The organism is Labrenzia sp. THAF187b (assembly GCF_009363375.1).
Lineage (GTDB): Bacteria > Pseudomonadota > Alphaproteobacteria > Rhizobiales > Stappiaceae > Roseibium > Roseibium algicola.
The window spans coordinates 2,315,075-2,328,657 of sequence record NZ_CP045344.1 but is presented as its reverse complement, the minus strand read 5'-3'; the positions used below and the strand labels follow the sequence as shown (position 1 = coordinate 2,328,657).

Sequence of the window (13,583 nt, the reverse complement as noted above, 5' to 3'; positions counted from 1 at the left end):
TATTGAAAGAGGGGCCTTGCGTCCCTCTTTCGCCGTCTTTAGGGACAAAATCCCGATCAGACATCAATCAGGACCGCACAAGTGAACCGTCCCCGCCTCTTTCTCGTGACGCCGCCGGAATTTGACACCGCCGACATGGCGGCAAAGCTCAAACAGGCCTTCACCGGTGGCGACATCGCTTGCGTGATGATCTACCGCCCTGGCGCCAGCACCAAGGATCTGCAAGCCGCTGCCAGCGAACTTGTTCCGATCATCCAGGAAGGTGGTGCGGCGGCCATCGTCTATCGCGATACGCAGGCAGCCGGCCGCAGTGGCGCCGACGGCGTCCACGTCGACACCTCGCTGGAAGACCTGAAGCTGGCCGTGGAAAGTTTCAAGCCCGATCGTATCGTCGGCACCGGCGGAACGAAGCTGAAGCATGATTCCATGGAATGGGCCGAAACCGGGGTCGACTACATCTTCTTCGGCAAGCTGGACCTGCCTGAAAAAGCCGAGGCCCATGACAGGACCCTGTCCAGCGCCTCCTGGTGGGCAGAACTGTTCGAAACACCCTGCGTCGCACTTGCCGGCAACACGCTTGAAACTCTGGGAGACGTTGCCGCGACCGGAGCAGATTTTGTTGCCCTCAAGGATGCTGCCTGGCAATCGGACACGGATATTTCATCCGTGATTGCCGAAGCCAATCGTATTCTGGACGCCCATCCCTTTCCTGAAGTCGAATAGCGAGAGCTGGATGCATGCCGACACCTGAAACGAGCCTACGCCGGAAACTTCACGCCCCCTTTCTGCTTGCGGCAGGGTTGCTGGCAGCTGGAATGCTGTCATCCGTGTCGTTTTCTCCGGCCAATGCCCAGGACAACACCGGCACCAGCGAAACAACAGAGGCCGGTGACGCGGCGCCAGAGCCGGACGTACCTGTTGGCCCGGACGGCAAACCGTTACCGGTGCTGATCGACGTCACGACCAAGGACAAGACACTGCTGAGCATTGTCGACGCGGGTCCGCCGAAACTGGAAGAAGGCGAAGTCGCCAACGCTGATACCGCGTACACCGCTTTTCAACGCGGCTGGTTCCTGACCGCGCTCGGTCTTGCGACCCCTTTGGCGGAACAGGGCGACAAGGCCGCCCAGGCCCTGCTAGGCGTGCTGCACGAGGCCGGGCTCGGCATTCATCAGGACAAGGCCAAGGCTGCCGACTGGTACAGCCTGGCCGCTGCCAAGGGCGATACCGGCTCTGCCATGCAGCTGGCCCAGCTCTATCTGCTCGGCACCGGTGTCGAGGTCGACAAGAAGAAAGCAGCGGACCTGTTCGAAGAGGCTGCCAACGCGGGCAATGCGTCTGCGCTCTACAATCTCGCCCTGCTCTACGAGGAAGGCGAAGGCCGCCCCTTCGACGAGAAGAAATCGCGAGAACTTCTGGAAGAAGCCGCCCAGCTAAACGACCCGGAAGCGCAATACGCGCTCGGCCTTTCCTATCTGGAAGCCCAGACCGGGCTGAACGACCCAGGCCTGGGTGCGTTCTGGCTTGGCCGTGCAGCCCGCCGCGGACATACCTCCGCGCAGGTTTACTACGGCATTCTGCGGTTCCAGGGTAAAGGCGTCGATCCGAACGAGACGGAAGCCGCCGACTGGTTCGAGCGGGCCGCCACATCCGGCAACCCGGTCGCGATGAACCGGCTGGCGCGGACCTATGCCTACGGCCGTGGTCGGGAACAGGATTTTGCCGCCGCGGCGGGCTGGCACCTGATTGCCCGCACCTTGGGTGTTTCCGATTTCTCGCTCGACCGGATTATCGAAAGTCTGGACGAAACAACAATGGATGAAGCGCGCAAGCTGGCTGAACAATATTCGGCCACATTGATGGCCCCGTCGGAGGAGCCCGGCAAGGAATCTCCGTAAACCTTGCGAGGAAGCGCGGAATCGTAAGGATGTTTGCCTTTTTTCCTTGAACTCCACCGGCTTTTGTGGTGGACAGGCGCGAGCAAATTTCAGGCGCATCGGCGGCCCGCCGGTCTCGCCCTGCTAAAGGTTCTGTTGAGTTTTGGAGTTTTGTCGTGGTTTGGGTGGAGTTTCCACCGGACGCGGCGGATTTCTAATGGTCAACAGACCCTAAGATCCAAACAAATCAAACAGTCGGTCGTTCCATGAAAATCAACGGAAACGAAATAAAGCCCGGTAACGTGCTTCAGCACCAGGACACGCTTTGGGCGGTTGTCAAAGTCCAACACGTCAAGCCAGGCAAAGGCGGTGCCTTCGCACAGGTTGAAATGAAAAACCTGCTCGATGGCCGCAAGCTCAACGAGCGTTTCCGCTCCGAAGACAAGGTCGAGCGCGTCCGTCTGGAGCAGAAAGACTTCCAGTATCTCTTCACCCAGGAAGACATGCTGATTTTCATGGACACCGAAACCTACGAGCAGCTGGAACTTCAGGCTGATTTCGTCGGCGACCGCGCCGCTTTCCTGCAGGACGGCATGATGGTGACCGTCGAACTGCATGAAGAGCGCCCGATCGGCATCACCCTGCCGCAGTTCGTGACCCTGGAAATCCGGGAAGCCGACGCAGTGGTGAAGGGCCAGACCCAGTCTTCGTCCTACAAGCCCGCGCTCATGGAAAACGGCGTCCGCGTGATGGTACCTCCGTTCATCACCGCCGGCGAAAAGATCATCGTCGACACCGGTTCACTGGAATACGTCCGCCGCGCGGACTGATCTCCTCCCGGCAAGACTTCAAATTGGCGCGCCCGGATTTTGCCGGGCGGCGCCCAACAACAAGTGACAAACAATGGCCCGCACAGCTCTCCTCAACGTGATGGTTCAAGCCGCAACGAAAGCCGGACGCTCTCTGGTTCGCGATTTCGGTGAAGTTGAAAACCTTCAGGTGTCCCGCAAGGGACCCGGCGATTTCGTCTCGGCAGCAGACCGCCGCGCCGAGGACATTGTGCGCGCCGAACTGACCAAGGCCCGCCCGACCTTCGGGCTGGTCATGGAAGAAAGCGGTGAAGTCGAGGGAACCGACGGCCAGCATCGCTGGCATGTCGACCCGCTCGACGGCACCACCAACTTCCTGCACGGCATTCCGATCTTCGCCACCTCCATCGCACTGGAGCGGGCTGGCGAGATCGTGGCCGGGGTCATCTACAATCCGGTGATGGATGAGCTCTACACCGCTGAACGCGGTCGCGGCGCCTTCCTGAACGACCGTCGCCTGCGGGTTGCCGGCCGCACCGAATTGCATGAAATGGTGTTCGGCACCGGCCTGCCCTTCATCGGGTCGGGCGACCATGGCCGGACACTACGCGAGCTGCGCTACATCATGCCGGAAGTTGCAGGCATCCGCCGCTGCGGCGCAGCTGCCCTGGATCTTGCCTGGACCGCGTCCGGCCGTCTCGACGGTTTCTGGGAGCGCAACCTGAACAGCTGGGACATTGCGGCCGGCCTCCTGATGGTGCGCGAAGCCGGTGGTTTCGTCACCGATCTTCAGGGCAAGAACAAGATGCTGGAAAGCGGCGATGTGGTTGTCGGCAACGAAGACGCCCACAAATACCTGCTGCAGCTCCTGAAAAAGGCGGCAACCCCGGCTCAGGGCTGATTGCCTCCAGCGCTTCCCGGCAGCACCTCGACGCGAACATCCTCATCTTCGAAAAGCGCATGACGCTGACCTGAAAGATGTGCGGCGCAAACCGCCCACCGCGGGAGACGGGACCCACGGCCCGTCTCTTCATGAGAAGGCCTTTGGATAAACCCGGTGGTTTTCAGGCTTTCCAGACTTTATTCGGGCCTCTTCGGCAATTCGAGGTTTCCAAGCCGTTAAAAATCACGCTATCAATCAGTTACGTCCAATTCAGGTGATTGATAACGCAATATGGCCCGTGAATTTGACCCTTATAGCCTGTCCAGTCCGCGGGCCTATCTGACCTTCATGATCATCTTTCTGGTGATCGTTGCCTTCATCGCCTTCATCCTGTTCCCGCAGATTTCGACGGCCTTCATGAGCAACCCGGGTCTGAATGGCCTGATCGTGCTTGTCGGCGTGTTCGGTGTGCTGCTGCTCTTCGGCCGCGTGATCCGCCTGTTCCCGGAAATCTCCTGGGTCAACAGTTTCCGGATCGGCGACCCGGGCCTCGACACGCGTTCGCCGGTGCTGCTGGCGCCGATGGCTGCCTTGCTCGGCAACAAGTCCGGCGACATGGCCCTGACGCCAACCACCGCCCGCTCGATCCTTGATTCCATCGGAATGCGCCTTGAGGAAAGCCGCGAGATGTCGCGCTACCTCACAGGCCTCCTGGTGTTCCTCGGCCTGCTCGGCACGTTCTGGGGCCTGCTCCAGACCGTCAGCTCGGTCGGCGCGACTATCCAGTCGCTCGACGTCGGTTCGGGTGATGCCAATGTCATCTTCGAAGATCTGAAAGCCGGCCTGGAAGCGCCCCTGTCCGGCATGGGCACGGCTTTCTCGTCCTCGCTCTTCGGTCTGACCGGCTCGCTTGTGCTCGGCTTCCTGGATCTGCAGGCGGGGCAGGCCCAGAACCGGTTCTACAACGAGCTTGAAGACTGGCTCTCAACGGTCACTGACATCGATCCGGAAGAAAGCCTGTTCAATGCCCCGGACTCACCCGGCGTCGAACAGATACAGGCCTCGATCTCCGCCCTGCAGAAAAGCGTTGAGGAAGGCGGCAGCAAGAATGCCAACCAGGCCATGGCCAATCTGGCCGAAGGCATTCAGGGACTGGTCAAACACGTTCGCTCCGAACAGCAGATGATGCGCGACTGGGCCGAGGCCCAGGGCGAACAGCAAAAGCGCATTGAAGGGCTCCTGTCCTCTATCGCCGCCGCTTTCGACCGCGCGAAGGAGTAGACCATGGCCGGACTGGCAGGATTGCGCGCTCGCCGAAGGGCCCAGTCGACCGACTACTGGCCCGGTTTCGTTGATGCCATGGCGACACTGCTGCTCGTCATCATCTTCCTGCTGTCCATCTTCATGATTGCCCAGTTCTTCCTGTCACAGCAGCTTTCTGGCCGCGACACGGTGTTGAACCGGCTGAATGCCCAGATCAGCGAGCTGACGGAGCTTCTCGCCCTGGAGCGCGCCAATTCCGGGGAGCTGGAAGACACGATCCTCGGCCTGCAGGCCAGCCTTTCCGATGCACAGAGCGAACAGACCCGCCTGCTTGGCCTTCTGGAAAACAGTTCCGGTGCAGCCGATGCGGCCGGCGGACGCGCCACCCAGCTGGAAAACCTGCTCGATGACGAACGTCAGATCAGTCAGGACGCCCTTGCGCAGGTGGAGCTGCTCAATCAGCAGATCGCGGCACTACGCCGCCAGATTGCTGCTGCGAACGCTGCTCTTGAAGCTTCCGAGGCAAAGGAAGCCGACAGTCAGGCCAAGATCGCCAGCCTCGGCAAGAGGCTGAACGCCGCACTGGTGCAACGTGTGCAGGAACTCTCGCGCTACCGCTCGGACTTCTTCGGCCGCCTGCGCGAAATCCTGTCCCAGCGTTCCGACATCTCCGTTGTCGGCGACCGGTTCGTGTTCCAGTCCGAAGTGCTGTTCGACAGCGGCCAGGAAGACATCAATCCGGAAGGCCGGCAGGAGCTCGACAAGCTCGCAGACGCCATCCAGGAACTCAGCGGTCAGATCCCGGACGAGATCAACTGGGTGCTGCGTGTCGACGGCCACACCGACGCCCGCCCCCTGTCGGGCACCGGGCGCTTGCGTAACAACTGGGAACTCTCGGCCGCCCGCGCCATTTCCGTCGTCCGCTACCTGATCGAACGCGGCGTTGACCCCAAGCGGCTTGTCGCAGCCGGATTCGGCGAATTCCAGCCGCTGGAAGAAGGGGAAACACCGGACGCCCTGGCCAAGAACCGCCGGATCGAACTGAAACTGACGGAACGCTGAGACTTACGTCAGCTCAACGGATCCTGAGGAATGCACGCGTGATGTCGGGCGAACCGGGCATGCCGGCTTGACTTTTCCGCCCTCAGACGGGTTTTTCAAATTCATGCAGATCCTCAAAGGCCATTGGCAGCTCATTCTGATCACGGCGGTCATGTTCCTCTTCTGGAACACGATCTTTGTTGTGCCGCTGAAGATCCTGATCGTCTATCTGCATGAATTGTCCCACGCGCTGGCGGCCATCCTGACCGGTGGTTCCGTTGAGGAAATCTCTCTCTCGCCCTGGCAGGCTGGACATGCGATTACGCGCGGTGGCAGCCGGTTCCTGACGTTGACGGCCGGGTATCTCGGCTCGCTCGCCATCGGCATGGCACTCTTGATGATTGCCCTGAAAACAAATGCGGACCGCATTGTGCTGGGCCTGCTCGGCGCCTTCACCTTGCTGGTCGCGCTGCTCTATATCCGCGATCTCTTCGCCCTCGCCTTCTGCATCGGCACGGGCGTCGCCATGCTGGCGGCAGCGAGGTATCTCAGTGTCACGGTCAACGACCTGATCCTGCGCGTCATCGGCCTGACCAGCATCCTCTACGTACCTTTCGACATTTTCGACGACACCATCCGTCGCTCAGGTGCCCGTTCCGATGCCTACATGCTGGCGGAAGAGTTTGGCGGCCCCACGATTTTCTGGGGTGCACTCTGGCTGCTGGCAAGCCTCGCCATCATCTACCTGTGCCTCAGACACGGCCTCGGGAAGAGCAGCAACGTCGATTTAGGAAAGCGCGTTCAAAAGGGCTAGCGATTGCCGCTTGACCTGACCGACCGCAACGGATCACCCTTGGCGGACAAATCCTTACCGGAGACCGCCATGCTGGATCTGCGTCCCAATTGTGAATGCTGCAACAAGGACCTTCCACCGGAATCAGAAGAGGCCTTTATCTGTACTTTCGAATGTACGTTCTGTGCGGACTGCGCCCAAAATGTCCTGCATGGCGCGTGCCCCAACTGCGGTGGCAATTTTCAGCAACGCCCAATTCGGCCGGCAGCAGCCCTGCTTCGCCATCCAGCTTCGACACAACGGATTTTCAAGCCGGAAGGCTGTGGCCAGAGCACCTAGGGCGACTGCCTAGAGGAGATTGCCCCCGACAAAGATCACCAGAAGGCCTGCACCGCTTGCAGCCAGCCTCTGCAGGGGCTTCCTGAAGCCTATGACCCCGTAGGAGACCAGGCCCAGCCCGAGGCCGATCTTGGCCGCGGCAAGCAGCGCCGGCAGCGGGCGGGCGGCAAGCTCCAGGACCGCCGGATTGGCGACCATGGCCAGAGGAATGATGTAGAGGCCAATGCCGAGCGCCATGGCGGAAAGAGCGACCTTCAGCCAGTTTTCGCCAATCATCCCGGCGGCGATGAAGACGGCTCCGCAGACCGGTGGCGTGATGGTCGACAGCAGCGCGAACCAGAAGACGAAAAGATGCGCCTGCAAGGGCTCCAACCCCTGCTGCATCAAGGCCGGTCCGGCAACGGAAACACAGATGACATAGGCCGCGGTCGTCGGCACTTCCATGCCGAGGATCAGACAAGCAAGCGCGGTCAGGAACAAGGACGGCCACAGGTAACCGCCCGACCCGGACAGGATGAGCGAGGTGATCTTGACGCCGAGCCCGGTAATCGCCAGCACGCCGATGATGATCGATGCACAGACAATGATCGCCGCGATGACCGATACCTGACGGGCCGAGTTCAAAGCCGCGTTTTCCAGCCGCAGCAGGATGTCCTTGAGTGCAAAGGTGCCTCGGGCGTTGAAGAAAAGCAGCGCGAACCCGGCCAGAATGGCAATGCAGGCAGCATATTGCGGTGTATAGCGCGCGACGAACATGCCCCACAACAGCACGGAGAACGGCACCAGGAAGAAGGCTGAGGTAATGGCCACCTGGCGCATTTGCGGCTGATCGCCCTGATCGATGGCAGCAAGGTCATACCGCTTGGCATAGGCATTGATGCCCACCCAGACCGCGAAGAAATAGAGGATTGCCGGCAGCAAGGCCGCTGCCATGATCTGGGTATAGGGCACCCGTGTCAGCTCCACCATGACGAAGGCCCCTGCCCCCATCAAAGGCGGCATGATCTGGCCGCCGGAGGACGCAACCGCCTCGACGGCTGCCGCCAGTTTTTTCGGGTAGCCGAGCCGCGTCATGGCCGGAAGAGTGATTGCACCGGTGGAAGCCACATTGGCAGACGCGGAGCCTGAAATGGAGCCGAACAGCGCCGAGGACAACACGGACACCTTGGCCGCACCGCCCTTGAGCCGGCCTGCCGCAGCAGCAGCGACGTTCATGAACCCTTGTCCGGCTTCCCCGGCATTCAGAACAGCGCCGAAAATCACGAAAATGGCGACCACGCCCACCGAGACACCGGTCAGGCTTCCCCAGACCCCGCCTTCAGCAATGGTCAGCGTGCCGAGAAAACTCGCAAGCGGCGTGCCGGAGTGACCGAATTCACCCGGAATATGCTGACCGAACATGCCATAGGCCAGTGCCAGCGCCGCCACCACCGGCAACGGCCAGCCGATTGCGCGACGCGCACCTTCAAGCACAACCAGCAACAGGACACCGGCCATCCAGAACTGGAAATCACCTTCCAGAAAACCGTATTGGTCCGAAAGCGCAGACTGGTTGGCCACGATCCACAAACAGACGGCCACACCTGCAGCACACAGCACAGCACCGCTCACGCGCGTGAGAAAGCCACCTTTGGCAAAGATGAAGATCCATGGCAGGGCAAGTGCAAGATGAAGTGGCCGGCTGACGAGGTTCGGCACCAGGCCGGAGAAGATCAGCCCGAGATGAAATACGACAAGCGCCGTTGCGAGAAGAAGCATGGCCATTCGCTGGAAGGGCGATGTCGCGGTGTCACCACTGATCATGGGCTGGTATTTCTATCTGGTTGCGCAGCTTGTCGGCCGAAGGGGCGACATGCCGCTGCACGGTTTCAATCTGTCAGAGCGCTCTCCTGCGCAAGGCAGGGAACTGATGCTTTTGGACAATCCTGGAAGGGTCCGGTGGACGATTTCCTCCGGACCAGTATGTCTGCTCGAACGATACGGGGCGCCATTTTCCGGCAGATCCTGCCATGGCGCCCCGCGTTCGGTGTCGTGATTTACTTCTGGGCGTCGGTCAATTCGATGCCGGCTTCCTGATAGTAGCGTGCGGCACCCGGGTGGATCTTGCCGGTGATATTGGCCATCAGTGCCTGGTCGACACCGTTCCACCACGGGGCTTCTTCGCCCATCTTGGCTTTTTCGTCCCAGAAGGTCTTGGTCAGGGCATAGGCTGTGTCGTCGTCCATGGCGCTGGTCGTATAGGCAACGACCGGCAGCGAAGTGGTGACGATGTCCTCGGCCTGACCAGCATAGGTCCCGGCCGGAATGACCAGTTTAGAACGCTTGGTTTCGGCAATCTGGTCGTCGCTGAGAGAAAGCACCGTCACGTCCGCGGAGGCAGCCGCCTCGATAACATTCGGCGCGGGCCAGGAACCGGCGGTCACGAAACCATCGATCTGACCATTCTTGAGCGCGGCAACCGCATTGGAAAGTTCCGCGTCAGCGATGTTCACCTTGCCTTCGAGGCCGAACATCTTCAGATATTTTTCGCCTTCCGTCGCACCGAAGGAGCCCTTGCCGAGAAGGATCGTCTTGCCTTCCATGCCGGCAAAGTCGGAAACACCGCTATCGGCCGACATGACGAAATGCATGGTCAACGAAGGGATCGGGAACAGGGCACGGATTTCGTCGAATTTCGGATCGCCCTTGCCTTCGAACATGGCCTTGCCACCCTGGGCAAGGGAAACGAGCGCTGGCGGCGTCGTGAAGACATAATCACCACCGCGCGCCTTGGCTTCCATCACGTTCTGAACGGATCCCTGGCTTTCTTCCACGGTGACAATCATGTCGCCGTTGCTGCCGGCCTTGATGGCTTCCGCGATCTGGACGCCCATCTGGTAATAGGATGAACCGGTCTTGGCGGATTTATAGGTGATCCGCGTTTCCGCGTGGGCCTGGAACGAGCCAAGGGCGAGGGTCAGGCCAAAGGCAAGTTTCAAAAGTCTGTAGGTCATGAGCGTCTCCCGAATTTTTCAGGAAGATTATTGTGTGATCCTCAGCGTGGCAACGCGTTTTCATATGATCTGGGTACGGCTCATGTCGAAAATTCAACCATTCCACACCCTGGGCGGGCAAGCCGGAAACATGCGTCTGGAAGGTCAAATAAAAACCGCCGGCTGAACTCAGCCGGCGGCTCCAGAATTTGCAGAAAGCAGGAAGCGATCAGCGGTTTTCGTCGTCTTCTTCGTCTTCGTCCTGAGTTTCGCTCTTCAGCGAGTTCAGTTTGGCGAACACGGCATCGGCGTCGATTTCCTCTTCTTCCTCGCGCTGGATCGGCTTGGACGGATCGAGCGAGAAAGCAGCTGCGATAGCGTCTTCGCTGGTGCTGTCTTCGACGGACATCAGGGTCTCGTTGACTTCGCCTGCCATCGGCAGCGGAGCATTCTTCGCAGCCTTTTCGACTTCCATGTCCAGCTCAAGCTGGCTGCACAGGCCCAGGGTAACCGGGTCGGACGGCGTCAGGTTGGCAGAGTTCCAGTGGGTCCGGTCGCGGATTGCGGCAATGGTCGGCTTGGTGGTGCCGACAAGGCGCATGATCTGCGCGTCCTTCAGTTCCGGATGGTTGCGCACCAGCCACAGGATCGCATTCGGCCGGTCCTGACGACGGGACACCGGCGTGTAACGCGGTCCCTTGCGCTTGGATTCAGGCACGACCACCTTCGAACCCTGAAGCTTCAGCTGATAGTTCGGGTCTTTCTGAGCCTTTTCGACTTCTTCGCGGGAGAGCTGGCCGGTCAGGATCGGATCAAGGCCCTTGATCCCCTGTGCGGCTTCGCCATCGGCAATTGCCTTCACTTCAAGCGGGTGCAGTTTGCAGAAGGAGGCGATCTGAGTGAAACTCAGCGCGGTATTGTCCACGAGCCAGACGGCGGTTGCCTTCGGCATAAGCGGCGTGTTCGCCATCAGATAAATTCCTCTCGTCTGCTCCCTCGCCCGGCAGGGCGAAAAAGCGGTGTTCCTTGATCAGTTTCCTGGAAAGTGGCCGGAATATATGTCGAAAAACACGGAAACGCAAATACTCGCGTAACAATCGCGCAGTTGCAGGTTTCCATCCGGCATCAGCCATCCACCGTCAGGACGATTTTTCCAATATGGCCAGAGCCTTCCATACGCCGATGGGCTTCCGCAGCCTCGGCCAAGGGGTAGGTGGAATCCATCACGGGCGCGACTTTGCCCGATTCGAGCAGAGGCCAGACCTTCTCTTTCAGGCTTTCGGCAATTGCCGTCTTGAACGCATCGCTGCGTGGACGCAGCGTCGAACCCGTGTGGGTCAGGCGCTTGACCATCAGGCGAGAGAAATTGACGTTCTCCGCAATGCCGTTCAGCGTCGCGATCTGGCAGATACGTCCTTCGACCGCTGCGGCTTTCCAGTTCCGTTCAACATAGTCACCACCGACCATGTCCAGGATCACGTCAACCCCTTCGCCGCCCGTGATCTCCAGGATCACCTTTTCGAACTCCGCTTCACGGTAGTTGATGGCGTGGTCCGCGCCGAGCTTTTGCACCGCCTCGGCCTTTTCCGCAGACCCGACGGTGGTGAAGACTTCGGCGCCGAAAGCCTTCGCGAGCTGGATTGCCGTTGTGCCGATACCGGACGTGCCGCCATGCACCAGGAAGCGCTCTCCGCTTTTCAGGCCACAGCGATCGAACACATTGGTCCAGACAGTGAAGAAGGTTTCCGGAACGGCTGCGGCCTCCACCATGGAAAGCCCCTTGGGAACCGGCAAGGCATGTCCTTCCGGCACCTTGCAGTAGGTCGCATAGCCGCCGCCAGGGGCGAGCGCCGTTACCTTGTCACCGACCTTGTGCCGACCTGCTCCCTCGCCCAGAGCCACCACTTCGCCAGCGACCTCTAGCCCCGGCAGATCGGACGCGCCCTTCGGCGGCGGATAGGCCCCCTTGCGCTGCAGGACATCCGGCCGGTTGACACCGGCAGCCGCCACCTTGATCAGGATCTCACCTTGTCCCAATTCGGGAATGGACCGCTCTTCAACGCGCAGAACCTCCGGTCCTCCGGGCTCTGAAATGGCAACGGCGGTCATGCGATCCGGCAGATTCTGCATAGAGGCGTTTCCTTTTTTGGTTCATTTTGGGACTGGCTAGGCCAACTGTGCCTGGCATATGGTAAATCGAGCGTCTGTCTATTTGCAGGAAAACAGCCCGGCGAGGCAACTGCCAGGGCCTGGGTTAAATAACGGCCGGAAACGCGGCCGGACCCCGATCTGGGACCGCAGAGGAGGAAACCGATGAACCTGTTTGATGAAGATGTCCCCAAAAAATCACCACTTGGCGCGGTTACCGTAGGGGAAGAACTGTCTCGTCTTTCCGAGGCGGAGCTGCAGGAACGGATCGAAGCTCTGAAGGGTGAAATTAACCGTACCCAGAAGGAGCTTGAGCAACGCGGCACTATTCGCGATGCAGCCAACTCAATTTTCCAGAAGTGACCCTGTAAATTATTACAGAACTTGAGTTTATGTCCTTTTTTGACACGCACTTACAGTAAAGCTGATAGGTAAAAATTTACTCGTTTACCTCTTATTAATCTTTCTAAAATATAAACATAGCTATCCAGTCATCTGGATGTGAGTGGCTCCTGTCCACTCTGTTTGACGCCTCCCTGTTAAAGACTCAGAGCCGCAACCAAGCGGCTCTTTTTTTTGCCAACGCCTCATAGTATCTTGTCAATGTTCTGGTTAATGGCCGTTTACCTGTCCGTTTGGCACGCGCTTTGCTGGATACAGGCCATGAAGACCTGCATCGTTCCAAAAAGGAACACCTGAAACGGGATGTCATATCCCGGGACAGACCAAGAAGAGATGGCAGGATAACCGGAAGAGTAATTGAGGCTTAGCAATCCTATGACGGACGACATCAAAAAAGCCGGTGACACAGGAAGCGCAGTTCATATCGCGCATCACCTTGCCAGCTCCGACAGCTTCCAGAGCCTGTTTCAGGAAGGCATGTCGCTGGTCGAGGAAACCGCAATGTACCTTGACGGCAACGGCCGCGAAGAAGCCAAGCAGCTTCCGCGCCCTGCCTCCCTCGCCTATGCGACGGAATCCATGCGTCTGACCACCCGGCTCATGCAGCTGGCCTCCTGGCTGCTGCTGCAGCGTGCGGTCAACGAGGGCGAGATGTCCCGTGAGCAGGCCGGCAGCGAGAAGAACAAGGTTCGCCTCGACAAGCTGTCCACAGCCGCGGGCGGCCCAACCTGGACTGATCTGCCGGAAACGTTGCGCGAGCTGGTTGACCGCTCTTCCCGGCTGCAGGAACGCGTCGTCCATCTCGACAAGATGCTGTACCGCAAGGACGCAGAGCAGGTCGAGGAAGCCACGAACGACAATCCGGTCGCTTCCCAGATCAACAAGCTGCACGCCGCATTCGGCAAGTTCGGCTAAGTCCGATCAACCTCTTTCGAATTCGAAAAGCCGCCGCAAGGCGGCTTTTTGTTTTGGGTGAGCCTGCGCCGGATCCCAGTAAAGCCCCAGGATGCCTCCCGAGTATCGAAGCGTAGATCCGAAGCCTATATTCAACGCCGA

At 59.6% G+C, this 13,583-nt stretch carries 14 protein-coding genes; 10 read left to right on the top strand and 4 right to left on the bottom strand.

Translation table 11 applies throughout. From position 1 onward, the window contains the following. Window positions 1-81: 81 nt before the first annotated feature. The 8 genes from FIV03_RS10740 to FIV03_RS10705 all read left to right on the top strand — a co-directional run bounded on the left by FIV03_RS10740 (window position 82) and on the right by FIV03_RS10705 (window position 7,005). Window positions 82-723: a thiamine phosphate synthase gene (locus FIV03_RS10740; RefSeq protein ID WP_152509548.1), complete on the top strand. Its 642-nt coding sequence runs from the start codon at window positions 82-84 to the stop codon at window positions 721-723. Window positions 724-737: 14 nt separating this feature from the next. Next, entirely contained in the window at window positions 738-1,898 is a 1,161-nt protein-coding gene (locus FIV03_RS10735; protein ID WP_152509547.1) for a tetratricopeptide repeat protein, read from the top strand. A 245-nt stretch (window positions 1,899-2,143) separates the two neighbouring features. Further along, window positions 2,144-2,707: an elongation factor P gene (efp, locus tag FIV03_RS10730; RefSeq protein WP_006932138.1), complete on the top strand. Its 564-nt coding sequence runs from the start codon at window positions 2,144-2,146 to the stop codon at window positions 2,705-2,707. 73 nt (window positions 2,708-2,780) lie between these two features. Then, the gene (locus tag FIV03_RS10725) at window positions 2,781-3,587 is read left to right on the top strand and encodes an inositol monophosphatase family protein (protein WP_077291762.1); all 807 of its coding nucleotides are present in this window, start codon (window positions 2,781-2,783) and stop codon (window positions 3,585-3,587) included. A gap of 273 nt (window positions 3,588-3,860) precedes the next feature. Next, window positions 3,861-4,850 (top strand): flagellar motor protein MotA, encoded by a 990-nt coding sequence (locus FIV03_RS10720; protein WP_023003478.1) that lies wholly within the window; start codon window positions 3,861-3,863, stop codon window positions 4,848-4,850. Window positions 4,851-4,853: 3 nt separating this feature from the next. Continuing rightward, window positions 4,854-5,894, top strand: coding sequence for a peptidoglycan -binding protein (locus FIV03_RS10715; protein WP_023003479.1), 1,041 nt, complete (start codon window positions 4,854-4,856; stop codon window positions 5,892-5,894). Between the two features lie 103 nt (window positions 5,895-5,997). Then, window positions 5,998-6,687 carry a M50 family metallopeptidase gene (locus FIV03_RS10710; RefSeq protein WP_152509546.1) on the top strand — a complete coding sequence of 230 codons (690 nt, stop codon included), beginning with the start codon at window positions 5,998-6,000 and terminating at the stop codon, window positions 6,685-6,687. Window positions 6,688-6,756: 69 nt separating this feature from the next. Further along, on the top strand, window positions 6,757-7,005 hold the full coding sequence (locus tag FIV03_RS10705) for a DUF1272 domain-containing protein (RefSeq protein ID WP_152509545.1): 249 nt from the start codon (window positions 6,757-6,759) through the stop codon (window positions 7,003-7,005). 9 nt (window positions 7,006-7,014) lie between these two features. Here FIV03_RS10705 and FIV03_RS10700 read toward each other — a convergent pair whose 3' ends face one another. The 4 genes from FIV03_RS10700 to FIV03_RS10685 all read right to left on the bottom strand — a co-directional run bounded on the left by FIV03_RS10700 (window position 7,015) and on the right by FIV03_RS10685 (window position 12,107). Further along, window positions 7,015-8,808 carry a TRAP transporter fused permease subunit gene (locus FIV03_RS10700; protein WP_286202285.1) on the bottom strand — a complete coding sequence of 598 codons (1,794 nt, stop codon included), beginning with the start codon at window positions 8,806-8,808 and terminating at the stop codon, window positions 7,015-7,017. 233 nt (window positions 8,809-9,041) lie between these two features. After that, window positions 9,042-9,998 carry a TAXI family TRAP transporter solute-binding subunit gene (locus FIV03_RS10695; RefSeq protein WP_075282849.1) on the bottom strand — a complete coding sequence of 319 codons (957 nt, stop codon included), beginning with the start codon at window positions 9,996-9,998 and terminating at the stop codon, window positions 9,042-9,044. A gap of 208 nt (window positions 9,999-10,206) precedes the next feature. Then, window positions 10,207-10,947 (bottom strand): cell cycle transcriptional regulator TrcR, encoded by a 741-nt coding sequence (locus FIV03_RS10690; protein WP_152509544.1) that lies wholly within the window; start codon window positions 10,945-10,947, stop codon window positions 10,207-10,209. A gap of 155 nt (window positions 10,948-11,102) precedes the next feature. Further along, entirely contained in the window at window positions 11,103-12,107 is a 1,005-nt protein-coding gene (locus FIV03_RS10685) for an NAD(P)H-quinone oxidoreductase (protein WP_152509543.1), read from the bottom strand. A 183-nt stretch (window positions 12,108-12,290) separates the two neighbouring features. Here FIV03_RS10685 and FIV03_RS10680 point away from each other — a divergent pair, with 183 nt between their 5' ends. Continuing rightward, window positions 12,291-12,488 (top strand): DUF1192 family protein, encoded by a 198-nt coding sequence (locus FIV03_RS10680; protein WP_023003488.1) that lies wholly within the window; start codon window positions 12,291-12,293, stop codon window positions 12,486-12,488. A 414-nt stretch (window positions 12,489-12,902) separates the two neighbouring features. After that, window positions 12,903-13,442 (top strand): DUF1465 family protein, encoded by a 540-nt coding sequence (locus tag FIV03_RS10675; protein WP_023003489.1) that lies wholly within the window; start codon window positions 12,903-12,905, stop codon window positions 13,440-13,442. Window positions 13,443-13,583 lie beyond the last annotated feature (141 nt).

What these genes read in the sequence shown, in the direction of transcription:
- FIV03_RS10715 (WP_023003479.1), top strand. Translation starts at nt 4,854, where the DNA reads ATGGCCGGACTGGCAGGATTGCGCGCTCGCCGAAGGGCCCAGTCGACC.
- FIV03_RS10700 (WP_286202285.1), bottom strand. Translation starts at nt 8,808, where the DNA reads ATGATCAGTGGTGACACCGCGACATCGCCCTTCCAGCGAATGGCCATG.
- FIV03_RS10705 (WP_152509545.1), top strand. Translation starts at nt 6,757, where the DNA reads ATGCTGGATCTGCGTCCCAATTGTGAATGCTGCAACAAGGACCTTCCA.
- FIV03_RS10720 (WP_023003478.1), top strand. Translation starts at nt 3,861, where the DNA reads ATGGCCCGTGAATTTGACCCTTATAGCCTGTCCAGTCCGCGGGCCTAT.
- efp (WP_006932138.1), top strand. Translation starts at nt 2,144, where the DNA reads ATGAAAATCAACGGAAACGAAATAAAGCCCGGTAACGTGCTTCAGCAC.
- FIV03_RS10685 (WP_152509543.1), bottom strand. Translation starts at nt 12,107, where the DNA reads ATGCAGAATCTGCCGGATCGCATGACCGCCGTTGCCATTTCAGAGCCC.
- FIV03_RS10735 (WP_152509547.1), top strand. Translation starts at nt 738, where the DNA reads ATGCCGACACCTGAAACGAGCCTACGCCGGAAACTTCACGCCCCCTTT.
- FIV03_RS10675 (WP_023003489.1), top strand. Translation starts at nt 12,903, where the DNA reads ATGACGGACGACATCAAAAAAGCCGGTGACACAGGAAGCGCAGTTCAT.
- FIV03_RS10680 (WP_023003488.1), top strand. Translation starts at nt 12,291, where the DNA reads ATGAACCTGTTTGATGAAGATGTCCCCAAAAAATCACCACTTGGCGCG.
- FIV03_RS10695 (WP_075282849.1), bottom strand. Translation starts at nt 9,998, where the DNA reads ATGACCTACAGACTTTTGAAACTTGCCTTTGGCCTGACCCTCGCCCTT.
- FIV03_RS10710 (WP_152509546.1), top strand. Translation starts at nt 5,998, where the DNA reads ATGCAGATCCTCAAAGGCCATTGGCAGCTCATTCTGATCACGGCGGTC.
- FIV03_RS10725 (WP_077291762.1), top strand. Translation starts at nt 2,781, where the DNA reads ATGGCCCGCACAGCTCTCCTCAACGTGATGGTTCAAGCCGCAACGAAA.
- FIV03_RS10690 (WP_152509544.1), bottom strand. Translation starts at nt 10,947, where the DNA reads ATGGCGAACACGCCGCTTATGCCGAAGGCAACCGCCGTCTGGCTCGTG.